23 protein-coding genes are annotated in these 22832 nt (G+C 42.2%); 15 read left to right on the top strand and 8 right to left on the bottom strand.

The features are described from left to right. Nucleotides 1-28: 28 nt before the first annotated feature. Together AC0YOD_RS21580 and AC0YOD_RS21575 are read right to left on the bottom strand one after the other, a co-directional pair. Complete coding sequence (locus tag AC0YOD_RS21580) at nucleotides 29-400, bottom strand: hypothetical protein (protein WP_475801403.1); 372 nt, start codon at nucleotides 398-400, stop codon at nucleotides 29-31. Nucleotides 401-459: 59 nt separating this feature from the next. After that, complete coding sequence (locus AC0YOD_RS21575; protein ID WP_475801402.1) at nucleotides 460-1491, bottom strand: matrixin family metalloprotease; 1032 nt, start codon at nucleotides 1489-1491, stop codon at nucleotides 460-462. A 110-nt stretch (nucleotides 1492-1601) separates the two neighbouring features. Here AC0YOD_RS21575 and AC0YOD_RS21570 point away from each other — a divergent pair, with 110 nt between their 5' ends. Beyond that, nucleotides 1602-2411, top strand: a complete 810-nt coding sequence (locus AC0YOD_RS21570; RefSeq protein ID WP_475801401.1) for an AAC(3) family N-acetyltransferase — start codon at nucleotides 1602-1604, stop codon at nucleotides 2409-2411. Between the two features lie 65 nt (nucleotides 2412-2476). On the opposite strand, the gene AC0YOD_RS21565 is transcribed toward AC0YOD_RS21570, so the two are convergent. Further along, nucleotides 2477-3142 (bottom strand): AlkZ-related protein, encoded by a 666-nt coding sequence (locus AC0YOD_RS21565; RefSeq protein ID WP_475801400.1) that lies wholly within the window; start codon nucleotides 3140-3142, stop codon nucleotides 2477-2479. Nucleotides 3143-3357: 215 nt separating this feature from the next. On the opposite strand from AC0YOD_RS21565, the gene AC0YOD_RS21560 reads away from it, so the two are divergent. Next, on the top strand, nucleotides 3358-4587 hold the full coding sequence (locus tag AC0YOD_RS21560; RefSeq protein ID WP_475801399.1) for an RNA polymerase sigma factor: 1230 nt from the start codon (nucleotides 3358-3360) through the stop codon (nucleotides 4585-4587). Between the two features lie 45 nt (nucleotides 4588-4632). Here the strand turns inward: AC0YOD_RS21560 and AC0YOD_RS21555 are convergent, their stop codons facing one another. Continuing rightward, a complete protein-coding gene (locus AC0YOD_RS21555; protein ID WP_475801398.1) occupies nucleotides 4633-4842 on the bottom strand; it encodes a hypothetical protein in 210 nt (69 codons plus the stop codon). A gap of 353 nt (nucleotides 4843-5195) precedes the next feature. On the opposite strand from AC0YOD_RS21555, the gene AC0YOD_RS21550 reads away from it, so the two are divergent. The 4 genes from AC0YOD_RS21550 (at nucleotide 5196) to AC0YOD_RS21535 (ending at nucleotide 8465) form a co-directional block, all read left to right on the top strand. Further along, complete coding sequence (locus AC0YOD_RS21550; RefSeq protein WP_475801397.1) at nucleotides 5196-5651, top strand: hypothetical protein; 456 nt, start codon at nucleotides 5196-5198, stop codon at nucleotides 5649-5651. 71 nt (nucleotides 5652-5722) lie between these two features. After that, complete coding sequence (locus tag AC0YOD_RS21545; protein ID WP_475801396.1) at nucleotides 5723-6193, top strand: oxidoreductase; 471 nt, start codon at nucleotides 5723-5725, stop codon at nucleotides 6191-6193. 250 nt (nucleotides 6194-6443) lie between these two features. Next, a complete protein-coding gene (locus AC0YOD_RS21540) occupies nucleotides 6444-7442 on the top strand; it encodes a phosphotransferase (protein ID WP_475801395.1) in 999 nt (332 codons plus the stop codon). A 36-nt stretch (nucleotides 7443-7478) separates the two neighbouring features. Next, a complete protein-coding gene (locus tag AC0YOD_RS21535; protein ID WP_475801394.1) occupies nucleotides 7479-8465 on the top strand; it encodes a phosphotransferase enzyme family protein in 987 nt (328 codons plus the stop codon). An 85-nt stretch (nucleotides 8466-8550) separates the two neighbouring features. Here AC0YOD_RS21535 and AC0YOD_RS21530 read toward each other — a convergent pair whose 3' ends face one another. Together AC0YOD_RS21530 and AC0YOD_RS21525 are read right to left on the bottom strand one after the other, a co-directional pair. After that, nucleotides 8551-9318, bottom strand: coding sequence for a hypothetical protein (locus tag AC0YOD_RS21530; RefSeq protein WP_475801393.1), 768 nt, complete (start codon nucleotides 9316-9318; stop codon nucleotides 8551-8553). Next, the gene (locus tag AC0YOD_RS21525) at nucleotides 9311-10036 is read right to left on the bottom strand and encodes a hypothetical protein (protein ID WP_475801392.1); all 726 of its coding nucleotides are present in this window, start codon (nucleotides 10034-10036) and stop codon (nucleotides 9311-9313) included. Before AC0YOD_RS21525 ends, AC0YOD_RS21530 begins: the two co-directional genes overlap by 8 nt. Nucleotides 10037-10272: 236 nt before the next feature. Here AC0YOD_RS21525 and AC0YOD_RS21520 point away from each other — a divergent pair, with 236 nt between their 5' ends. Together AC0YOD_RS21520 and AC0YOD_RS21515 are read left to right on the top strand one after the other, a co-directional pair. After that, nucleotides 10273-11193: a copper amine oxidase N-terminal domain-containing protein gene (locus AC0YOD_RS21520; RefSeq protein ID WP_475801391.1), complete on the top strand. Its 921-nt coding sequence runs from the start codon at nucleotides 10273-10275 to the stop codon at nucleotides 11191-11193. A gap of 184 nt (nucleotides 11194-11377) precedes the next feature. Continuing rightward, nucleotides 11378-12298, top strand: a complete 921-nt coding sequence (locus AC0YOD_RS21515) for a copper amine oxidase N-terminal domain-containing protein (protein ID WP_475801390.1) — start codon at nucleotides 11378-11380, stop codon at nucleotides 12296-12298. Between the two features lie 91 nt (nucleotides 12299-12389). Here the strand turns inward: AC0YOD_RS21515 and AC0YOD_RS21510 are convergent, their stop codons facing one another. Next, nucleotides 12390-14183, bottom strand: coding sequence for an ABC transporter ATP-binding protein (locus AC0YOD_RS21510; RefSeq protein WP_475801389.1), 1794 nt, complete (start codon nucleotides 14181-14183; stop codon nucleotides 12390-12392). Next, a complete protein-coding gene (locus AC0YOD_RS21505; RefSeq protein WP_475801388.1) occupies nucleotides 14180-15937 on the bottom strand; it encodes an ABC transporter ATP-binding protein in 1758 nt (585 codons plus the stop codon). Before AC0YOD_RS21505 ends, AC0YOD_RS21510 begins: the two co-directional genes overlap by 4 nt. Before the next feature lie 236 nt (nucleotides 15938-16173). Between AC0YOD_RS21505 and AC0YOD_RS21500 the strand changes: the two genes are divergently transcribed. From AC0YOD_RS21500 to AC0YOD_RS21470, 7 genes are all read left to right on the top strand, one after another. Further along, complete coding sequence (locus tag AC0YOD_RS21500; RefSeq protein WP_475801387.1) at nucleotides 16174-16569, top strand: DUF2500 domain-containing protein; 396 nt, start codon at nucleotides 16174-16176, stop codon at nucleotides 16567-16569. A 64-nt stretch (nucleotides 16570-16633) separates the two neighbouring features. Continuing rightward, the gene (locus tag AC0YOD_RS21495) at nucleotides 16634-17047 is read left to right on the top strand and encodes a DUF2203 family protein (RefSeq protein ID WP_475801386.1); all 414 of its coding nucleotides are present in this window, start codon (nucleotides 16634-16636) and stop codon (nucleotides 17045-17047) included. A gap of 181 nt (nucleotides 17048-17228) precedes the next feature. After that, nucleotides 17229-18344: a nucleotidyltransferase domain-containing protein gene (locus AC0YOD_RS21490; protein ID WP_475801385.1), complete on the top strand. Its 1116-nt coding sequence runs from the start codon at nucleotides 17229-17231 to the stop codon at nucleotides 18342-18344. Nucleotides 18345-18390: 46 nt separating this feature from the next. After that, nucleotides 18391-19794 (top strand): serine hydrolase domain-containing protein, encoded by a 1404-nt coding sequence (locus AC0YOD_RS21485; protein WP_475801384.1) that lies wholly within the window; start codon nucleotides 18391-18393, stop codon nucleotides 19792-19794. A gap of 133 nt (nucleotides 19795-19927) precedes the next feature. Further along, on the top strand, nucleotides 19928-21238 hold the full coding sequence (locus AC0YOD_RS21480) for a PQQ-binding-like beta-propeller repeat protein (protein WP_475801383.1): 1311 nt from the start codon (nucleotides 19928-19930) through the stop codon (nucleotides 21236-21238). A gap of 63 nt (nucleotides 21239-21301) precedes the next feature. Next, on the top strand, nucleotides 21302-22210 hold the full coding sequence (locus AC0YOD_RS21475) for an aldo/keto reductase (protein WP_475801382.1): 909 nt from the start codon (nucleotides 21302-21304) through the stop codon (nucleotides 22208-22210). A gap of 67 nt (nucleotides 22211-22277) precedes the next feature. After that, nucleotides 22278-22703 (top strand): RrF2 family transcriptional regulator, encoded by a 426-nt coding sequence (locus AC0YOD_RS21470; RefSeq protein WP_475801381.1) that lies wholly within the window; start codon nucleotides 22278-22280, stop codon nucleotides 22701-22703. Nucleotides 22704-22832: the final 129 nt, after the last annotated feature.

Genomic DNA, 22832 nt, shown 5'->3' with positions numbered 1-22832 from the left:
GACTTTTACGAGTATTAAGAAGCTGTCGTCATTTTCCGTATTGCACAGAGATCGCTTTAACGTACTCGTCATCCTTAATCCGAATGGCGATAGCTTCAGAAGTATCCACGTCAATTAACGAAAATAATTTGGTTCCTTTAGGGTATGTGGTAGAGAAGTTGTCAGGTGTTTCTGCTATTTCGTTAAGCGACTGGTGCTCAATTTCACCGATTTCTTCAAAAACGCGAGACACGGTATCGGTTGAAATCCTATAAATTTGATTATTCCACTTTACTAAAGGGAAGGGAATAGAAGCTGCAATGATCTCTTCACCTAAGGGAGTTGAATCGTTCTTCGCAGCATTATTTGCAGAACACCCGCAAATAAGAACGATGATTAAAACAATTAGTAATTTTCGCATGCTCATCATCACCTCAATGTCTAGACGTAAACTTCAAACCATATGTTTTGGGGATGGGTTTATTTTATTTGGCTTAGGTCCAATGTTTTGTTGCTTGCAATATTACTAATATGTCCCGTTCCATTGATGACGAATACACCATCATCCTCATTAATGGGAACATAAGTATTTTCGCTTGTTTTGCGTAAAAATAATAAAACCTCTTGGTTCTTGTTCAGAAGTGTTGTATGTTCGCTATATACGCCGACTAGTCCGTTCGATCCGCCCATTTGTGAGACGATAATCGAATCTCCTTTTGTGTTCAATTCACCCTTTAGCACTTCATTCACTTCTAAAAGAGATTCAGAACGATAGGTTGAATAGTCACCTATTGATTTGATTTTACTGCCCTGTTTCTGAGAGATTGTCCCTTTCACAACAAGATCAGCAGCTTTCGTTAAAGCTTCTTCATCCTCGTAATAAATAGCCCAAGATGGCGATAAATAAATGCCATCTGCTTCCTTGCTGCTCAGGCTAGTGGTATTATTGGCCGAAGGAAGCAAAGGATATAAGCTATTGGTAACCGTAATATCTGATGTAGAAGGTGATAATGACCTTTGAGGCACATAACTGCTATTGAACGTATAGGGATGCATAATGGATGAGGTCTCAACAACACTCGTATGATCCAATCCTAGTGAATGTCCGACCTCATGGCCAGTCACGCCGTTAATAATAGCGGCAGTGTAATGATTTTGAGAGGTATAGTAGGTATTCAGCTTTAAAGTAGCGTTTTGAATGATGCCTGATTTTATTACGGCCGCACATATTCCATCCCAATCTACAGTAGAATCATTTAAGGTATAAGCGTAATAGTTTGTATTGGTTCCGCCAGTCGATACATTGAAGTTAGTAGCGTTTTTCCATTTAGCTGCACCGGCAGACCATTGCACTGCGCCGCTGCTTGCATAAATGACCTTGGTTCTGCTGGCCCATTTACCGGTTGTAGGTGCAACTGCGGAAACGGAGCTATTGATCAGGAGTGAGGCACTCAGAAATGCGACTAAAGCAGCCGTTCCCAATCTTGATTTTTTTTTCGTCATTTTGAACATTAGCTAACCTCCTTTATTCACTACATTGTTTAGAACGTTGCCATAATAGAAAATGTTACCAATTTTGATAGAATCTTTTTTAATAAAATATTTTGAGAGGTTTGATACATATGGAAGAAATGAAAGGGGATCTCGTTACCTCTGAAACGTTGAAGGCTGATTTAATGGCGTTAGGCATTTCACCGGGCATGACACTATTAGTACATACATCCATGAAATCGATAGGCGGCTGGGTCGTAGGTGGACCAGTTGCTGTCATTTTGGCTTTGGAAGAATGTTTGGGCAATGATGGAACACTTGTTATGCCGACTCATACACCTGATTTATCTGATCCAGCTAACTGGCGCTATCCTCCTGTGAGAGAAGCGTGGTGGCAGCCTATAAAAGATACAATGCCCGCATTCGATGAGTCGCTTATTCCTTGCGCGGGGATGGGGATCATAGCAGAATGCTTTCGTAAGCAAAAGGGTGTTCTAAGAAGCAGCCATCCTCAGGTTTCGTTTGCGGCTTGGGGTTCCAAAAAGGATTCTATCATTCAAGAACACAGCTTAGCTTATGCCTTGGGTGAAAATTCTCCATTAGCAAGAATCTATGAAGCTGGCGGCTATGTTCTCTTGCTTGGCGTAAGCCATAAGAACAACACTTCTATCCATTTGGCGGAATATCGAGCTGATTATAAGGGGAAAGAGGAAGAAATTAATCAAGCCCCTGTCTTTATAGACGGAGAGAAGAAGTGGGTTGATTTTAAAGATATCAATTTTAGTTCTGGGGATTTTGAGGCAATTGGCGAAGCCTTTGAGCGGGATACCTATGAAATCCGAAGAGGGAAAATCGCTAACTCGGATGCGATACTTATGCCCATGCGCTCGCTAGTTGATTATGCGATTACGTGGTTGGAAGCAAATAGATCTTCATCGTAAAAGAAGGGTTATCCTTTTAATCAATCAGTCATCTGAATGGTTGAAGGATAACCCCTTTTCATTGGCTACGTTAACTTGATCTTTTTATCCAAATACTTCATTGCTTTAGCCGTACATACCTCACTGAGCTCTTCTTTGACGGAAGCCCTCACTGTATCAAGATCAGCCGCTGATGCAACCTCTCTGCCAAGCGTCTTATTAAGCCAATGCTGGGAGGTTTCGTAGCACATGCTGCTCCAGCCGCCTTCGAAATCAGTCTCTTGTGCGCCGGTGATTACGATATCTGCAAAATTCTGAAGCTCAACGAGTGCACGTTCGTAATCCTTCTTTTGATCCTTATGGGTCAATCCAGATTCTTTCCGCAGATTACGTGAATCGATATTGCCGGCTTCTTTGATGATGTTGAAAATATCCCGAGCATGCTGCGACATCAAACCGTTGTTATATCTTTCCTCAACGCTTTGTTCTCTTGTGAGTAAGGAATGAATATGAGGGAAGAGATCAACTTGAATGAAGGAAGCCTTCGTCCCAAAAAACTTGCCATATGCGGCGTGCTCATCCTCCACAATTTTCACGCGCCATAGCCATGGGTCTAGCTCGTCCCCTGTGTGCCAGCCATTATCGGATGCTACAGATGTAAGCGATGGATGCTCAGGGATAAGATCGGAAAACGGAAAAATTTTATATTGCTTAACCAGCTCTACAAACTCCTCGTAAGTCGATGTATTCATACACTCACTCCTAAATTGGATTAGTAAACTATTCTAGTTATATCCAATTTTATCCTCTCTCACACGAATGCAAGAGTAAGGTGAATCGGAATAAAGCTATTATAATTGTCTATTGTTGACAACAGTATGTCACCAAAAATATTTTTTTCATGTATGTGGCTATTTAACTCTCTGCGGTGTCTAATGGAATGTAAGGTCAAGAGGAGGTTCTTACAATGTCTGGGGCTCATGACAATTTCCCTGTTTATCCGGATGAACAGGAGAACATCAAAAAATTTGAAAACACCTATAATCTATATCGTGAAAGAATCTGCAAATATATTGCATTAAAAGTAAATCCAATGGTTGCGGATGACTTAACACAACAGGTTTTCTTAAAAGCGATAGAGAATCTTCATTCTTTCAAGGATAATTCCAGTTTATTCACTTGGATTTTCAAGATAGCTCAGAATACAGTGAAAAATGAATTTCGGAGTTTATCACGAAAAAAAGAGATACCCTATGATTTTACAAGTTATGAATCACAGTCTATCTCGGTTGATTACGCTAAGTATGTTGAAATTCGGATTGATATTGGTTCTGCATTAAAAAAGCTAAGTGAGCTAGATCAACAGATTATTTCATTACGCTATTTTGTTGATTGTACGTTGTTGGAGATTTCCAAAATCGTTGGCATGCGTGAAAGTGCGGTAAAAAACAGATTGTATCGATCACTTGAAAAACTAAGAAGAGAATTAAAAGAATGGGGTGACATTGCAATAATGTCTATTCAAGATATGATATCAATTGTAAGTAAAAGTGATACAAATGATATGAGCGACAGCCTGCAAAAGGTTCATCAGGACTTATTTAATGAGCTTAAGGATAATGTGGATAGGATCACTCTTAAATATAAACATCAGCCATCCAAAAAAATTATCATTGAAATTTATCCAGATCTCCCGACTTTCCATCAAGCGGTTGGGGAAGAAAATGCGCCTAATTGGTTCATGGGTACGTTCGAGGATAATTATTTGAAAATTGTTTCTCCCTTGAATCCCGGACCGGAGCATACGTATCAATCCATCCTGACCTCCACCGTACACTTGTTCACGATGTGGTTAATTACCGACATTAATCCACTCGCTCCGAAATGGCAGCGTCAGGGTATTGGAGGCTATGAATCAAAAGGAATGAGCGAAGAGTTTATTAAAAGCAGCACTTTGGATCACATTCATAGTCTTGTTATCCCGTCATTTCAAGAATTGAATAATGATACTTGGGATTTTGAAACGATGAAGGGATTTCAATTTTCATATTTAATTGTAGAATTCATAGTAGATAAATATGGGTTGGATGCATTGAATAAATCGATTAGAAACCCAAATGATTTTAATGGTATTTTTCAACATTCGGAGCTAGAGCTGCATGAGCAATGGGTGGCGTATATGAAAGGAAAAAAATAATTTCTTTGATACGACGTGAAGCCCGGTTGGTTAAGAACCGGGCTTTTATTTTTGGCTACGCGTTTGTTTTTTAGCACGGAGCTCGCTTATGCGTTGAAAGCTTTCTTCACAAAGCTGATTAATTTCCAATTCTGCGGCGCTATTTGTTTCGGAACCAACTAGATTATATCTGTTGCGAATGTCCCGAGACTTATAGGTGAGATCTCTTAGTATGTTTTTTATTTGTGAGTCAGATCGTTCATCATTCGTTTGCATATGATTGTCCCTCCCTTTAAGAAACCTTAATCCCCCATCCAACGTATTCCTTTATTGTACAATAAAACCTCGATATGCGAAAAAAGTAGAAAACGTCAGAACCGCTATGTTATGTGCGGAAGACTAGTTTCAACTAATGAAGTTAATTACTGAAACATAAGGGAAGTTGAAGAATTAGTATCATGGTTTGAAACTAGAAGCAACCAGCTCGGACAAAGCGGAATAAGTGGACCTCATTAACTTCAAAATATGATAGTAGTGAGTCCATTTGAAGGTAAAGTAATCGTTTAGTTTCAGATTATGAAGATAAATTAGGCTAAGACCGCTAGCGATAGCGACAAGGGGGAAATAGGATGAGTAAGGCGATATATTTTACGCTGTTAACCTTTTTGCTGCTTAGTGCGTGCTCCTCACCAGATGATAATCAAACAAGAATCGAGCTCACTCACTCTGAAAAAGGTATAAAAATTTCCGTAGTGGATGCAATTAAAGCGCAAGGGATTCAACTTACCGATAGCGATTCGCCAGAGGAAACAGAATTGGTTGGTACGAAAGGCGTTAATTATAAGCTTGATAATGATGATAACGTAAGCATTTATTATTTTGATACATTGGAGCAGCGTGAAGAGGCTTACAAGCAGCATATTGAGCGCCAAATGATTATGAGCTCACATGCGCCAATCGTATATCAGACCAATCTGCAGCTCATTCTCTACTATAGCAATACGGACTCGACGACCCAGACACCAAAGCTATCCGAAACAACGTACGGAGATAAAATTCAAAAGGCAGTAGAGAGTGTTGTGTGAGAATAACATAAGGATACGGAGTACGAATAGATAAGAACAGGTCATTTAATTGAGACTAAGCAGGTGTAAGAGTGAGTTTACCTACAACAATCAGTGTGAAGAAAGAATGGCGCGAGGGTTATCCAGGCGAAATTGTTTATGCAAACTTAGTAATCGACGGAAAACCTTTAACCAATTATGAGGAAATTAGTCAATTAGATTTCGTTTCTTGTTTGGGATGGGGACCGATTGACTATCAACAAGAGCAAATAAATAGATTATTGTTACGTTCAAATCCTGATTTTAAGGACCATCGCTACTCGCTTTATGTATGCCCTTGTACCGATCTAGGGTGCGGGGCTGTATCATTAAAGATTGAAGTACAGGGTGATTTTATCGTCTGGTCAGATTTTGGAATAGAAGATATTCTAGAGTACCGATCAACTTTCAAAATATTTGAGGGAATTGGTCCATTTTATTTTAGAAGGAAAGATTACGAGGAAATCATTCAAAGCACAATGTTATTAGGCGAACCTAATTATTGGCATAGTGATAAATGGTGAATCCAGATTTTTTGTTCTCGAAAGCATTTTATAATAAAGTGATGTGTTAATTACTCGCTTATAAAACTTATGGCATTGTATTTATCATTTGGTGAACTCTTATAAAGCAAGCAGCGCGCACACCCAATTCTACCAAACTTCTCGTCTCCCAACACTTTTAAACGGCATAAACAATGACTATAGTCAAACATTACCTATATGTACAGGATGGCATTCCTTATAATAAAAGGAAAAACCAAGAGGTGTCATCATGTATTTGCAGCATCCGGTTGTTCGCTCCGTACTCGATCCTAAATATATAGAGTATTTATTGCAGGACAAATATGATATTGGCTTATGGCAAAAATGTACGTACTGGCTTCGGGGATTGAATGATACATATAAAATAGTGACTGAACAGGGATTATATATTTTACGCATATACCGTCGAGATATTTCAGAGTCTGATGTTTCATATGAGTTGAATCTAATCATTCAATTAAAGGAACAACTGAAGACTAGTGATACACAAGTAGCGGAGCCCATTGTTTTAAAAGATAACAGCTACTACACGGTTATCGAAGCGCCGGAAGGAATGCGCTGCGCCGTTCTTTTTCGCTATAGTGAGGGTTCAGAAAATAGGCTTAGCGATGAGGCTGCATGTTATTCTTTTGGACGTTCTGCTGCCCAATTACATAGTGCGATGGATGCAGTTGCTGTATCCATGGATCAGCCACGTTACGAATTGGACACTGTATTTCTCATTGATAAACCGTTAAAACGGATTTTGAGCTATATTGGCGAGGATCATCAATCAACCGATTTTTTGAATGCATTTGCTCATGCTCTTAAGCAACGTATGACAGTCGCCGCTGCGAGCGGGCTGGAATACGGCATTTGCCACGGAGATATGCATGGCAGCAATAACGCTTATATGCTGGGCGAGGGCTTTGTTCATTTTGATTTTGAGTGGTCAGCCAAGGGTTGGCGTGCTTATGACTTGGCGCAAGTAAAAATATCTAGAAAACGAAATCAGGGAGATCAGGCGGACAAGCTTTGGGATGCTGTGCTTACTGGCTATCGCTCGGTTAGAGCTTTCTCTACAGAGGATGAGCAAGCTGTAGATCTCTTTATAGCAGCACGTCGGTTCTGGGTCATGAGCTTAGATGTTACTTTTATTGAAACGGATAGCGGTGCGCTTGATTTTTCCGATGATTGGCTGAATGCGTTCGTAGATGAGTTTCGAGGAATGGAAATCGTCCCACAGTAAAATGAGGTGCACGGTAATGGCAGGAGGAGGGTTGAAATGCAAATACGTGAGGAGCTGCTTCATGAACTGCTTTTACAATATGGAGTAGAAAAACCCAAAGTTACATTACTTCGACATAATGAGAATATAACCTATAAAGTGATAGATGATCTTGATGACACCGCCTATTTATTACGCATACACGAGCCCGTAACAGCAAACCTGTTTGGCATACAGCATAGCTATGATGGATTAAATGCGGAGCTCCAACTGCTTCAGGACATGTCAAAGGAAACGGAGCTTATCGTCCGAAAGCCAGTTGTTGCACGTTCAGGAGCTATGATTACAGAGCTTATTGTCGGAGGGAAAACGCTCTATTGCTCGCTGCTCTATTGGATTGAGGGGCGAGTCATCGAAAAAGTAGACCTAGCAAATGAACGGCTTGCGAAGGAATTAGGGGCTTTAACGGCAGAATTGCATCAGTTTTTGCGTACATACAGCAAAACGAGCCCGGAGCATCGTCCCTCCTACGGACTCGAACGAGGCGAGCTTATTCTTCAGCAAATATCACGAGGTGTGGACAAAGGTTTATTTGGGCAAAAGGAGTTTCTCCTAGTTGAGGAATGCGTCCAAATGATACATACACGACTAACGGCAGTAGGGGATGAACCGGATATGTTCGGAATCATTCATGCTGACCTGAATATGAGTAATTTGCTTATCACACAGCAAGAGGAATTCGTCTTTATCGATTTTGGATTATTTGGCTACGGATATTATTTGCTTGATGTGGCGATGGTTGCTTTAAATGCTGCTGCGGAAGATAGAGATTTCGTGCTGGAAGGGTATTTTGGCAAGGGGGATACGCCCGAAAATAATATCGTCATCCTAGAAGGCTTTATGCTGATGGCGGTCTTGGGTTACTATGCCTTTCAAATGGAAAATGAGCGGGTCCATCCTTGGATTTCGGAACGAATGCCGTTATTATGTGAAAATCGCTGCTTGCCTTATATTAAGGGAGAACGTATCTTTTATTCTTTTTAATTATGGTAAACAATAAAAAACGGCTCTGCTCGCAAATTTGCGAGAAAGCCGTTTTTTGATTATTCGTTACTTTTTTTGATTGAGATCATTCAATTATCTCTAATTCAGATTCATTCAAAATACGTACAAAGCCAATGTCATTACCGCCCCCGCCATAGTTCCCCCCATTAACGGAATTGCGAGGAAATGTTGACTCTCCTTGTTGGTTGTAGGGAATCCATCCAACATACATGTAACTGTTTGCTCGAAATGAATCAAATAGGGAGAATGATTGCTTATTATTCATCAACTGAAGATCCTCCCGCATAATTTGCTCCCACTCTTTCGAGGGCTGAAGCGCCCCATAGGACTGCTTCTCTAAGGATACTGAAATATGCTTCTGAATTTTCGGTGTATAGATATTAGATTCTCGATCACCACTCGTAATGGAATATCCTCGATCTCTAATCAAGTAATAATCGATACGACTTAGTTGGTCTTTAGGATCAATGTTCCAAAGCATATAGTGGGTAGAAGGATCTTTTGCGTTAATCCTCCATATGTCGGGCGAACCAGTCGTTCTGATCTGGACAACATGCCATTTGAACTTTTTCCAAACCCAGTAGCTTACGCCATAACGTTCTTCACTAGAGACAAACGGTACGAATACATGACGCTCATCTAGCTGCATGGTTTCTAAAACCCTACTTGCACTTGCTACCGGATAAAGCTTATTCAGACCCTGGATTACAAGCTCGTCTGGAGGGAAGCTTCGAGGCCTCATATTATAATTCAAATAAACGATGACTATGAGGACAATCACAATAAGAGTGATGATTATTTTTTTTATAGATATTTTCTTGAGCTTATTCATCTTGCTGAAGCCCCCCTTCTATGAAAGCTTCTTCCGAGCGGTAATAATATTGCTGATCAGGCGTTGTAATGAGAATACCTTTACCGTTGTCCTCTACATAAATGACGGTCTGTAAGCCGCTGCCCCATCGAGGCTCTATTCCAACTAGCTGATAAGGAAATCTCTCTTTATGGTAATAGGGTTCCAATTCAAAAACAGAGGCTTGGTACCACTTGTCACTCTCTACAGCAGTTGGTTCAAGGTTTTGAAGCTGCTTCTTGAATTTTTCTTTGTTGAAAATAGCCTCAGAAGCTGTGGGATGAATTTGTATAATAGCGGCATCATTTATATTTGCGATATAAGTGGATAATTTCGCTTTTGGATAAACAAAGTGATGGACAGATGCGGACAGTAAAGTCACGGTTAAGAGAATGAAATTTGACCAAAATCCAATCCAAGCGTATTTTCGATACATTTGCCAGGATGACTTGCGCAGCAGCACGTATATCATAAATATCCCTAGCGGCAAAATTGAAATTTTAGCAGGTATTTGAAATAGAGTTGTCGTAAGGGAGATAGAGAACATGCCGATCAAGGCAATAAGAACAACTTTCCAGATCACAGGTTTTTCCTGCTGCTTTAAATATTGACGCCAATGGAGAGTAATGATTAACCCCCAGCCTAAGACAGAGAGGGCAATAAATATGATGTTATTCGGCAGCTCAAATTGGAATTGCATGATTCGCCTCCTCAGGGAATAGAGCACCCCTAATATTTGACAATTTCTAGTCATTGTATTATAAAACCACTTCAATAGGAAGGTTATACAAATAAAATGAAACGTATAGAATTCAATCATCGCCATTAATAGTGGTGTTTTTTTTGAAGTTTTTATTTAAACGTTTACTGTTTCAAAGCAACATTTGATTCTAAGTTAACGTTATAATTACAGGAAAAATATGGGAGGTAATGGAATTGAAAAAATGGTTAAAAGTTTGGACTGCTCTTGTTCTATCATTTGCAATTATTGGTGTGCTCTCAGCAGCGTCTACCGTTTCTGCCGCACCTAAAGATTCAATAAAGGTATACATTGATGGCAAGCTTCAGGAAAAAACGCTCGTTATAAATGGCAGAACGATGGTCCAGTTAGCCGCCTTTCATGATCCAGATAAGTTAACCTACTCCTTCGTGCAATCGACAAAGACGGTTGTTATCACCTATAAAGCCAAAAATCTTGTTATAAAACTTAAAGCAGGTGCAAATGCAGCGGATGTAAATGGTAAAAGCGTGAAGCTTGACGCACCAGTTACGATTAAAGCTGGTTATACTTATCTGCCATTGCGTTTTCTCTCGGATACGCTTGGAGGGTTTTTGAAATTAAATGGCGCAAAAAATCAGGTTATTGTACGTACTCCTTCAGGCCAAGAGCGTTATGAAGCACTCATGAGCGGTGATTTGGTAAAAGCGAGAGAAGCTGCGATTCATATACAACCTATTTATGAGAATAAAGAAATTGTTTTCTCAGGAGAAGGCTACTCCATGGCATACACGTTTCCGAGGGGAGAAGCTTTGCGTTATATGACAGAGTATAGACAGCTGTTAACCTACGTTGAGATCAACGAGGATGGGCTTGCTTCTGTGAAATGGCAAAGTGACACCAGAGGTCAAAATGGTCAGGCTGGCAAGAAGCCTGAGGCGTTCGGTGAATCGGTTACTTTCATAACGAACATTATGGGCGAGTTCCTGCGTTATGGCACGAATGATGCTGCCGGAACATTTACTGAAATGGGTCTCATTTATACCTATGAAAAACCAGAATATAAGTCGGTTACGATTATGCCAATTCCAGATGAAGAACGGACTGATATGCAGTCAAAGAAAACAAAAGAAAAATAGGATGAACTTCATATTAATCAAAAAAGCGGCAGCCAGGTATTATTATCACACTTGGAACTGTCGCTTTACTTATGTATAAGCATGCTTCTGCATTTCCTTGAAACTTTTATTATCATATCGCAACTATTGAGCTTCTCTTAACGTCGTGATTATTATAGAAAAAAAGGAATAGGAGGTTAGCAAATTGAAAAAATGGTTAAAAGTATGGTCTGCTCTAGTTGCATCATTTGCCATTATTGGTGTGCTGTCGGCAGCTTCTCCAGTCTCAGCAGCACCTCAAGCATCGTTAAAAGTATTCATTGACGGAAAAGTGCAGGAGAATGTTCTAGTTGTAAACGGCAGAACGATGGTGCAGCTAGCCGCCTTTCAAGATCCTGAGAAATTAAGCTATTCCTTCGAGCAATCGACGAAGACAGTTGTCATTACCTACAAAGAGAAAAATCTTGTTGTACGGCTTAAAGCTGACGCAAGCACAGCGGCAGTAAACGGTAAAAATGTGAAGCTGGATGCGCCGGTAACGATCAAACAAGGCCGTACATATCTGCCATTGCGCTTTCTCTCGGATACACTGGGAGGATATGTGAATTATAATAGCGCAGCTAAGCAGGTCATTGTTCGTACCCCTTCAGGTGAAGAACGCTTTAGCATTCTAATGAGCGGCGATTTAGTAAAAGCGAGAGAATATGCGCTTCGAGCTATTCCTATTTATGAGAATAAAGAAATAGGGCCCTATGGAGAAGGATTCACTACAGAATATACGTTTCCGAAGGGAGAGGCTCTGCGTTATAAGATGCAGTATAAAGGGCTGTTAACCTACATTGAGATCAATAAGGATGGGCTTGCTGTAGTGAAATGGCAAATCGACGAAATAGGTCCAAATGGTCAGGCAGGCAAGAAGCCTGAGGCTTTCGGTGAATCAGTTTCTTTCATAGATAGCTTTATGGCGGATACGCTGATTTATGGTACGACTGATGCCAATGGTCAATTTACTGAAATCGATAATATATTCAGATATGAAAATCCAGAGTATAAGAATGTGATTATTATGCCGATTCCTAATGAAGAACGGACGGATAGTCAGACAAAGTTAACAAAATCAAAGTAGATTTGACGTAATACAATTTAAAGCGGCAGCCGAGCATCATTTTCATGCTTAGGCATGCCGCTTTACTTATATGCTTCCACAGAATTATGCGCTATTCATTAGCTGCTGTAAGCTCTTCATCCCAAAGCAGCTGCATTTCTTTTGAATGGCGGAGCACCTCAGCAAGTGTACCTTGTGCTTCGATTTGACCGTCTTTCATGACGATAATATGATCGGCCCGTTGCAAAGCCGCTTTGCGGTGTGACACAATTAGGCATGCTGCATGCGGCGTATGCTCTACGCGCTCCCAAAGCAGCTTCTCAGTCGTAACATCGAGTGCACTTGATAAGTCATCAAATACGAGCAGCTCCGGCTGGCGAATGAACATACGAGCAGCGGCTGTCCGCTGCGCTTGTCCGCCGGACAGCTTCAAGCCCTTTTGACCGATCATAGTATCCAATCCATGCTCTAGCATTGTCACATCTTGATCAAGCACAGCCGTATGGATGGCGTTTTCTTGACGCTGCCGATCTTCAGGCAAGCCCAGCAAAATATTAGTGAGAAGCGTTTCGCTAAATAAATTGGGAACCTGTGAAGTATAAGCGCTTCTTGGCGGTATGAAGAAGGAGACAGGGTCTGTAACTATCTTGCCATTCCAATGGATCTCGCCAGCTTGCAGAGGCAAGAGTCCTAGTACAGAACGAACCAATGTTGATTTGCCAGATCCGATTCTTCCTGTAATAACGGTGAAGCTGCCCCGCTTTAGCTCGAAGCTAATATCGTCTATTCCTCGATTGGAATCCGAATAGCGGTAGCTCAAACCCCGAACGGTTAAAGAATGAAAGGGAGCCTCGGAGTTTAGCTGAATGTGCTGTGGATGGACATGATCTGGAATATCACTGCGCAAATATAAAGGATTATGCTCGGTCAGCGTTTCGGCTGAAGCGTTCTGCAGCAGCGCATTCATGCGTTTAAATGAAATACCCGTTTGCTGAAGGGTAGACAGAAATCTTCCGAAAAACGATGTGAAATCAGTGACAAAAGCTAAATAATAAACGAATAGGGCAAAATCACCAACGCTCAGCTGGGAACGCTGCATGGAGGCGGCGCCAAGCAATAATATAAGTCCGGTTCCTACATTTACAATGTTGGAGAAGACGGAATCCAGCAAGGAGCTGAACAAACGATCCTTTAACGCAGCTTGCTTGCGCTGGTTGTTCAATGTGCGAAGCCTATCGATGAACCGTTCCTCTGCACCAGCAAGTTGTATCGCTTGCACAGAGCCGAACATCTCACCTACCATACCCGTCACCTTACTCGTTGTTTCACGACTATTGGCACGATAGGACTGAAGCCGTTTGGAAGCAATTTGGGTAATAGAGACAACAAACACGATCGGAATAAAGACAAAGCAGGTAATCTTCACATTTACCCGGAACAAAATGAAGATCGCCGTCGCCGCAAACAATACTTTACCGATGAAGTCCAGCGTCCAGCTAATAGCATCCTCCGCTTGATTGGAGTCGTCGCGGAATTGTGAGAGCGCTTCGCCTGGTGAGATTGGAATAGCGGCTGCTGCCGGCTGTCGCAATATCCATTGCAGCATATTCCAGCGAAGCAAGGCGCCCATACTGAATCGGTGAATCGTATCCGTTATGGCACCAGCGTATATATTGATGATTCGGGCAATAGCTGTCACGATCAATAGGACAGCCACATTCGAGGGGCTGAGCGACCAGCTTGAATGACCAGACAGAGAATCGAAAAATTGCTGGATGAGTAAGCCCGGCAGGAGTGGAAACAGATGGACACCCGCCCAGAATATAGCGTTAAATGTATATAGAACAGGGCGATAGCGAATGAGCTGCCACATGGACTGTAAGGTGGATTTTTCTTGGCTGTTCATGCAAGTACCTCCTCGGCACCAGTTTGCAGTAATTGATAAAGTCTTGAATTTGGATCGGAAGCAAGCTGGGTTCTTTGACCGAATTCTAACGTTGCTCCCCCATCTAGAATGAGAATATCGTCAGCTCTTTTAATGGTAGTCAGTCGATGTGCAATGATGATGGCTGTCCTTCCTGCAAGAAGCTTATCAATGGCTCTCTCGATATGCGCTTCTGTGGCAGGGTCCAGCCTTGAGGATGCTTCATCGAGAATAATGAGACCAGGATCGGATAGAAATGCACGTGCGAATGCAAGGAGCTGCGCTTCTCCAGCGGATAAGCCGCTCCCGCCAGAAGCGAGCTCTGTATCCAGACCCTCAGGAAGGGAATCCAGCCAATTCATTAGTCCGAGCTCAGAGAGAACCTCATACAATCGCTCATCGGGAATGGATGAGTGGTATAACGTGAGATTATCACGGACGGACGCTTGAAATAATTGAATGTTTTGAGTGACCATAGCAATTCGACCGCGTAAATGAGAGAGAGAGACATCTCTTATATTGGTTCCATCCAGCTCAATTGAGCCGGATCTGACATCATAGAAGCGTACGAGCAAACGAGCTAAAGTGCTTTTGCCGCTTCCTGTCCGACCAAGCAAACCGAGAACTCGGCCAGGCTGAAGCTGAAAGTTAATGTCACGCAGTACTTGTTCTTCATCCTCTTCCCCATAGGCGAAGGAAACATGCTTGAAATCAACTGATAATGCTTGGTTAGGCAGGTAAAGCGGCATTTCCTTCTCTTTCAGCGAGGACTGGGTCGCGAACAGCTGGCTCACCCTTACGATGCTCGCATCTGCACGCTGCAAATCTTGAATTTGTGTTCGGATTTGCTCCAGTGGATGATTGAGCAGCTCCGTATATGTGAAGATCAAATAAATAGTACCAAGACTAATCGAATCCGTAGCCCATAAATAGGCGCAGTAGAGCAAGGCAACGGATCGTCCTAGGGTGAATACAAATATGGTTGATACCCACATGGTGTAACCGCCGAGGCTGGCTTTTAGACTAATGGGCAGAAGCTTTCGCAAGAAGCTATGGAACTTCCGCATAACGAACCCGCTTGCTCCATTCGCTCTCGTGTCTTCTGTGCCTGCCAAGTGCTCGCCAATGAATCCGAAAAAGGCGGCGTAAGCTTCGCTGGATTTAACCCATACAGCAGAGAATGCTTGTCGTATACGCTGCAGAACGAAGATGGTAACGATGACAAAGACGGTCATGCCGGCGCCGAGCAGCCAATTCTCACGAAACATGAGAACGAGTATGCCGATAATAAGGAGCAGGTTGGCAAATAAGACAAATACGAAATTAGAGAAAAAGTGAGATAGCTCGTTGACATCGCCATCAATGCGCTGAATCATCTCACCGCTCGTTCTCTCCTTATGGAAGGCTTGATCCAGATGCATGCAATGCTTTGCCAAATCTCCCCGAAGCTCATTTGTTGCGGTCCAGCCAACCTGCTCGCCAATATAGCCAGAGGAAACGGTAGCCAGCTGATTTAGAAGAGCTACGACGATGAACAGCAAAGCGCTGCCCAGTAAGACGTTAAGTGAAACACCTGGTTGCAAAGCGCTATCTATAAAATGCCTTACGATCTGCGGATTCCATAGCTGCAGACCAATACCGGCAAGGAGCAGGACGGAGAGAAGAACTAGCTTACGACGTTCATGCTGCAAATAGGTACGTAACAATCGCCAATACTGGCGTATGGGGATGTTCATGGTGGTGCTCCTCTGCTAACGGATTGGGAATTTAATACAATACCTGTTTAATAATAGGGGGTATCTCCCGCTCGGAGCAAGGTAAAGAATGACTATAGCTGTTAAAGCGGAAATGAAGCGGCTTGAATGGATGAATTTTAAAATCATACAGATAAATGAGAAACGGTAATCAAACCAGTAACGTATGACTGTTAAGAACAGGTTTCATTCCTATTTACCAAAGGAGCCAAATCAAAATGTACGAAGAGCCGAATGAATTTTTAGAATTTTTTGCTGAAATCCCTTTATTTTTTAAAATATTTGGTGGTACTTTAATTGTATTAGTTGTGGGTGGGTTTTTATATGTCATTATTTTCGGTTTAAAATCCTGGTTTTCAAATCAAGCAGCGGAGCTTATACATCAATCGGCTAAAGTAGTAGACAAGCGGACAGAGGTATGGGGCGGGTCAGGTGACTCAAGTGCAAATACCAATTACTTTATTACCTTTCAATTTGATGATCAGACACGCAAGGAATTACATATTCCGGACCAACATTTTGGAATGATAGTTGTAGGCGATTATGGCGAGCTTTCCTATCAAGGAACAAGATTTAAGGAATTTAAAAGATTGACGGACGTGCACAAGGTTTAAGAACATAATAATGAAGAGTGAAAAAATCAGGAAATACGGTATGTCGAATAAGGAGGGATGCAGAATGGAAAACAAGCTTTTCACGCTACAAGAAGCGAATGAGCTTCTGCCGCAATTAAAGGTGGATTTATATAGGCTGCAGCAATTGACGGCTCAATTTGAGGAGCAGTTTCTGTCGTATCAGAAGCAAAAAGCACAGCTTAGAAAAGATGCCAGTTACGTGACTGTAAATAATGATCCATTTTTTGAAATAGAGGGTCAGCTTGATTTTATGCGAATGGAAACGGAACTATTAGTCCAGAATTTCTCGCGAAAAGGCGTTTTGCTGAAAATGATTAGTCCTGGACTGATCGACTTCCCGGCGGTATTAGATGGGGAGAAAATCTTGATTTGTTGGAAGGAAGGGGAGGAGCAGGCCTCTCATTACCATGGCTGGGAGGACGGCTTTATTGGCCGTAGACCTTTTCCTGATGCTTAAGTCAATCCTATATAAAAAATGATCAGTGGGGCTAATCCTCAACTGGTCATTTTTTTTGCTCATTCGGATGCGTGAGGACAGAAGAAATGCCCTTGGCGAGTTTAATTATAACTGTTTATTTGGAGGCGCATCTTATCCTCGCATGTTATAGTTGGGATACCAAAAAATGGAGGTATTTATTATGCTGGATGTATTTGCGGTTGCTGAAATATTGGTTCAACATATAAAGAAAAACTACGCTAATGAGATAGCTATTGTTGCTTATTACGGTTCGTATGCCCAAGGAACGGCGACAAAACGATCGGATTTGGATTTCTTCTTCATCCCAGCTGAGTCTGAAGGCTACAAGGCAAGTATTCAGTTTGTTTTGAATGATATTAGCTTTGATTTCTGGCCTATTAGCTGGGAGCGGGCGGAGAGAATGGCTGCTTTAGAAGATTCGAAAACGACGATTATTAAGGACTCTAAGCTTCTATATATGCGTTCGGATGAGGATCATAGTCGATTTATGGCGCTTCGCGATAAGACAACATCAATGATGGAGCCTGAACAAGGACGTAAGCTGACGGAGAAGGCAGAGTCTATGCTGAAGGATGCTTATGTCCATTTGTATAAAATGAGCAAAGCGGATCAACCCGATGATCTGTCCTTTTTCCGAATGGAGGCAGATGACGTTCTAACGAATGTTATACAAGCACTTGCGCTGCTCAATCAGACGTATTTCACGAAAGGCTGGGGCAGAAATAGGGAGCAGATCATGCGGTTGCCCATAAAGCCTATGAATCTAGAAGAGCTTCATGACATCATCATCAGATCAAAGCTTCCCGCAGAAATATTCGCTGCATGCCAGCAATTGACGGAGGATACGCTTAAGCTGGTCGTATTAAAAAAAGAGTCTTATTCGTCTCCCCCATCTTATCCCGATCGGATGAAGGGCTGCTACGAGGAGATGAAGGGAGTGCTTGACAAGATCATTACAGCATGTGAACAGCAGGACTATGATACTGCTTATTATTCTGCTATTGCCGTACAAGCCATCCTTGCTAATTTCCTGCATTATTCGGAAAAAGGGCTGGACCCTTGCATACTTGAAACGAATAGGGATTATCAAAATATATATCAAAGGATAGGGCTGCCGGATCTCGCTATTCTTGTTGACGAGGATGATTTTGAACCGCTTCGATCGGCAGTAGAGGAGCTGGATAGATTGCTGGTCAATCATCTTCGTGCTCAAGGTGTAGAAATCATTCAATTTCATTCGATAGAGGAATTCGCGTCCTATTTGCAAAACAATTGATTAGATCAGCCTCTTCAAAATAATGACGAGAAATGGATGACGACCATTGAATATAAACGAGCTTTTCAAGGGAATTAATGAAAGCAATCTTGCAGTGAACAGCTTTATTTTACAGCAAGATGGTATAAAGCTAGCCGAGTTTTGGCGTAAGCCGTATCGCAAAGACAGCAAGCAATTATTGTTTTCACTTAGCAAGAGCTTTACTTCCATTGCAGTAGGAATAGCTTGCGATTATGGCTTCTTACGCTTAGAGGACCATGTGATCTCCTTTTTTCCAGACAAGCTGCCCCCGCAAATTTCAGACAATCTAGCGAGCATGACCCTTCATCATCTGCTTGCTATGAATGCTGGGCATCATGACAATATTTATGCTGAAGTGAGTGAATCGGAGGATTGGGTACGAACCTTCCTAGCCTTAGAGGTTAAGCATAAGCCGGGAAGCTTCTATCGATATAGTACGCCTTCCACCTATATGCTGGCAGCTATATTGGAGCAAGCAACAAATGAGAAGCTGATTGATTTTCTGATGCCGCGCTTATTCGAGCCGCTAGGCATACCGAGACCAATTTGGGAAACATGTCCAATGGGAAAAACAGCCGGAGGAATGGGACTGAGCTTATCGACAGAAGAGATTGCTCGGTTTGGTCAATTGCTCTTGAACAGGGGCGAATATGCCGGTCAAAGATTGGTTTCTGAAGCGTTTATTGAACAAGCGACCCGCGAGCAGAGTGATAATCGTCTGAATGAAAAGCGCATTGATTTTGCACAAGGCTACGGGTATCAGTTCTTTCTTTGTCGAGATGAGTGCTTTATGGGCAATGGCGGGTTTGGTCAATTATGCTTCGTTGCGCCAAAGAAAGGGATTGTGATTGCAGCAACTTCCAGCATGCGGAGTATGAGTGAGCTTCAATTGCTCCTAGATCTCATCTACGAGCATATTTTGAGCGGGGTGGATAATGGAAGTTCAACCCTTGCGGATAGAAAGCTTCAGGAACTGACGTTTTCTAATTCCAATGGATACCCCATATTTCCGCAGCAGTCCGGTTCAGCTTCAGCCGATCACCCCGATCTTAGCGACGCTTGTTTTCTTTTAAATGAAAACCCTCTTGGAATGCAACAACTTCGCTTTAAGGCAAAGAAGAATGAACTTGATTTAACCATCCATTTCGGAGATCGGGAAAGTCAGCTGACATTTAACTTTCAGCATGAACTGCATGCAGTGGATATATTTAGAAAGGATTTATCACTCCATCAACAGGAAGTTGTGACCTGCGCGGCTTGGCTCTCTAACGATGTTTTGGAGCTTAAATTGTTCTATATTGAAACGCCTTATATTGTTACCTATAAGATTACCTTTTTCAATGAGCGTATAGAGCTGCATTTTGATCAAAATGTATCCTTTGGCCTTACTGCCTGCAGCTTCACTGGCGAATTAATCTCATCACGATAAAAGCTTGCCCTATGAGAGGCTTATTCTATAAATCCTATCATCAAAGTGGAAACATTTTACATGTTAGATACGTTATGTAATCAGTGCTTTTATATGAAAAAGAGGCTGGTGAAGTATGAATAGATTAGGGAAAATGTTGATACGCGGGGGCATAATTGCGAGCTGTACGTTATTGCTATTAAGCACAGTGGTGACAGCAGCGGGTGATCCACATACCGCTTATGTAGGAGACAATCGCGATTATTCGAGTACTGTACCTGTTGCAAAGCCGCAGTGGACCTATGAGATGGATGCTCCAGCGGATGATTACGACATGAGTGATGGTTTGGTAGCGACCGGCGAGGGTAAGGTTTTTTATATTACCAATGGTCAAATGATTGCAGTAAATAGCGTGACAGGCAAAAGAGTATGGAAATATGGCGGGAAATTAAAGGGTCCTATCCTCTATAAGGATGGCAGAGTGTATGTAAGTACAGATACAGGCTACATCCATGCAGTGAATGCTGTTTCAGGCAAGAAAATATGGGCGAATACGGTTGCAAATACTTACATTAAAGACATGATTGTTGAAGGCGACCAGCTATTCATACTGAATATGACTATCCAGGCTTTTAACCTAAAGGATGGAAAAAAGCAGTGGAGTGATGAGGGTTACAACGAGATATTAATGGGAGAAGAAATCAGGGTCGTAGATGATATGATTTTGACAGAAAATTGGGAGAGTGGCAGCATATTTAGCTACTCCGTTCTATTAGGTTTCAATAAAAAAACAGGTAAGCTTGCATGGAACATTCCCAATCACAGATTGCCGATAGATGCGAAGAACGGAACCATACTATCTCAGGTCATCCGAAGCGAGGGAGACAAGAACGCCTTAACAACCCTTGATACGATAGAGCTCAAAACGGGTAAGATCATGAAGACGGTGAAGTTTAACCCGCTCAATGTTAATCCGGACGATGAGAACTATGGAAATTCGGGCACAGCTTGGATGAAGGATGGTATTGTTTATATCAATATCGGTTCTTCGGTCTATTCTTATCTAGAAAATGGGGATGGAGCAAAGGCATCGAAAAAATCGGAGGTTCCCCAGCAGTACTTTGGGGGAATGCCTTATGCAGCCGGCCCTCATGATGGTAAAATGATTTTTACAGATGGTCGTGAGATTACAGGAGTTAAATTAGTTAATAATGGTAGCGTTTCTTACGGTAAAGAAATGTCTGGACCGATTGCGCGCTTTGATCTTATTGGTCATGGCATGTATGTGGCTGGGATTGATGGGACTATGCTGGCGATAAATTTGGTCACTACGAAAAGCATTGCGAAATTTCAAACTGGCGGACGAGCATTTGGGCCGACGTTGGAGGAAAACGGTATGATTATTGTTCAAGCCAAAGGCAAGCTGCTAGCATTCAAAGAGCCTAAAGGTCTTAAGGCAGAATAAAATAGTTATTTTAGAGTCATTCATCGCAGAAATAGTCGGTTAGTTGAAGGGAGAGTATCATTGATGAAACACAATCGATTAGGAAATTCAGAGCTGTTTGTTAGTGAAATAGGGTTAGGCTGCATGTCTCTTGGTAAGGACAAGGAGAAGGGAATATCTCTTCTTCATGAAGCGATGGATCACGGGATTAATTTTCTGGATACGGCCGATTTGTATGATGAAGGTCGCAATGAAGAAATCATCGGGGAAGCGCTGCGCGGACGGCGCTCCGATGTCATCTTGGCGACAAAGGTTGGAAATCGGTGGGAAACAGGGAAGGAAGGCTGGACCTGGGACCCGTCGAAGGCCTATATCAAGGGGGCAGTGAAAGACAGCCTTCGCAGGCTGCAAACGGATTATATTGATTTGTATCAGCTGCATGGCGGTACGCTTGATGATCCGATAGATGAGACGATTCAGGCTTTCGAGGAGCTAAAACAAGAAGGTGTTATTCGGTATTACGGAGTATCATCTATCCGACCTAATGTCATTAGGGAATATGCACAGCGCTCCAATATTGTAAGTGTGATGAGCCAGTACAGCATATTAGATCGAAGACCAGAGGAAACGGTACTTCCGCTGCTGGAAGACAAGGGAATAAGTCTAATCGCGCGAGGACCGGTAGCGAAAGGGATTTTAACGAGTAATGGACAATCGAAAGCAGATAAAGGCTATTTGGATTATAGTAAAGAGGAGCTTTCAGCTCTACTAGAAGAGCTGAACTCCTTGCAAAATGATTCCCGTGATATCGCTCATACGGCAATCCGATATGCGTTATCGAGCCCGGCTGTAGCTGCGGTTATTCCAGGCGCAAGCTCCATTCGGCAGCTCTTGCATAATTTACAAGCGAGTCAGGCTGAGGGGCTGTCCCCTGTAGAATTAGAGACTATTCGGGGCATAAGCAAGAGCAATCAATATGCTGGGCATCGTTAATAAGATTTGACATTCCTAACTGTATGCAATAAAATTTCAGTATCCTTCGGGAAAGGAAGTCATTCCAATGAACAGCGAGTTTACGGTAGCGGTCCATTGCTTAGTTTTTTTGGCGTATTTGCCTGACCATATGGCAAGCAGCGAGCTTATCGCACGAAATGTAGCTACTAATCCGACGCGAATTCGCAAGGTGATGGGCTTGCTTCGCACTCATGGTTTCGTCAAGACCAAAGAGGGTATTGGCGGCGGTTATCTGTTAAGCTGTGAGCCTGACGAAGTTACATTGGGTCAAGTATATCGCGCTATTTCAACAGGGACATTGAAGCCGCATTGGTGTTCAGGCAATCGCGAAGATGCCTGTCTCATATCGGCGAATATGGAGCATGTTATGGACGAGATTTTTACGGACGCAGAGACACACTACGAGCAATATCTTGAGCGGACGACGATTCAAGGGGTTTTAAATAAAGTGAAGAAATGCCAATTAATATAAAACGCCAATCATGCGTTTTTTATTGAAATATAAGAATATATAAGTATTCCAAGTTAACATGATTCTTATATTTCATCGCGAAACGAGCTTTTGCCACTGAAGACGGCGATAGCCGTTTACGCTTGTCCT

It is taken from the genome of Paenibacillus sp. J31P13 (genome assembly GCF_056269295.1).
This window is presented reverse-complemented; position numbering and strand designations above follow the sequence as displayed.

Coding starts and splice junctions, on each gene's coding strand:
- AC0YOD_RS21580 (WP_475801403.1), bottom strand. CDS start 400: ATGCGAAAATTACTAATTGTTTTAATCATCGTTCTTATTTGCGGGTGT.
- AC0YOD_RS21575 (WP_475801402.1), bottom strand. CDS start 1,491: ATGTTCAAAATGACGAAAAAAAAATCAAGATTGGGAACGGCTGCTTTA.
- AC0YOD_RS21570 (WP_475801401.1), top strand. CDS start 1,602: ATGGAAGAAATGAAAGGGGATCTCGTTACCTCTGAAACGTTGAAGGCT.
- AC0YOD_RS21565 (WP_475801400.1), bottom strand. CDS start 3,142: ATGAATACATCGACTTACGAGGAGTTTGTAGAGCTGGTTAAGCAATAT.
- AC0YOD_RS21560 (WP_475801399.1), top strand. CDS start 3,358: ATGTCTGGGGCTCATGACAATTTCCCTGTTTATCCGGATGAACAGGAG.
- AC0YOD_RS21555 (WP_475801398.1), bottom strand. CDS start 4,842: ATGCAAACGAATGATGAACGATCTGACTCACAAATAAAAAACATACTA.
- AC0YOD_RS21550 (WP_475801397.1), top strand. CDS start 5,196: ATGAGTAAGGCGATATATTTTACGCTGTTAACCTTTTTGCTGCTTAGT.
- AC0YOD_RS21540 (WP_475801395.1), top strand. CDS start 6,444: ATGTATTTGCAGCATCCGGTTGTTCGCTCCGTACTCGATCCTAAATAT.
- AC0YOD_RS21535 (WP_475801394.1), top strand. CDS start 7,479: ATGCAAATACGTGAGGAGCTGCTTCATGAACTGCTTTTACAATATGGA.
- AC0YOD_RS21530 (WP_475801393.1), bottom strand. CDS start 9,318: ATGAATAAGCTCAAGAAAATATCTATAAAAAAAATAATCATCACTCTT.
- AC0YOD_RS21525 (WP_475801392.1), bottom strand. CDS start 10,036: ATGCAATTCCAATTTGAGCTGCCGAATAACATCATATTTATTGCCCTC.
- AC0YOD_RS21510 (WP_475801389.1), bottom strand. CDS start 14,183: ATGAACAGCCAAGAAAAATCCACCTTACAGTCCATGTGGCAGCTCATT.
- AC0YOD_RS21505 (WP_475801388.1), bottom strand. CDS start 15,937: ATGAACATCCCCATACGCCAGTATTGGCGATTGTTACGTACCTATTTG.
- AC0YOD_RS21500 (WP_475801387.1), top strand. CDS start 16,174: ATGTACGAAGAGCCGAATGAATTTTTAGAATTTTTTGCTGAAATCCCT.
- AC0YOD_RS21495 (WP_475801386.1), top strand. CDS start 16,634: ATGGAAAACAAGCTTTTCACGCTACAAGAAGCGAATGAGCTTCTGCCG.
- AC0YOD_RS21490 (WP_475801385.1), top strand. CDS start 17,229: ATGCTGGATGTATTTGCGGTTGCTGAAATATTGGTTCAACATATAAAG.
- AC0YOD_RS21480 (WP_475801383.1), top strand. CDS start 19,928: ATGTTGATACGCGGGGGCATAATTGCGAGCTGTACGTTATTGCTATTA.
- AC0YOD_RS21475 (WP_475801382.1), top strand. CDS start 21,302: ATGAAACACAATCGATTAGGAAATTCAGAGCTGTTTGTTAGTGAAATA.
- AC0YOD_RS21470 (WP_475801381.1), top strand. CDS start 22,278: ATGAACAGCGAGTTTACGGTAGCGGTCCATTGCTTAGTTTTTTTGGCG.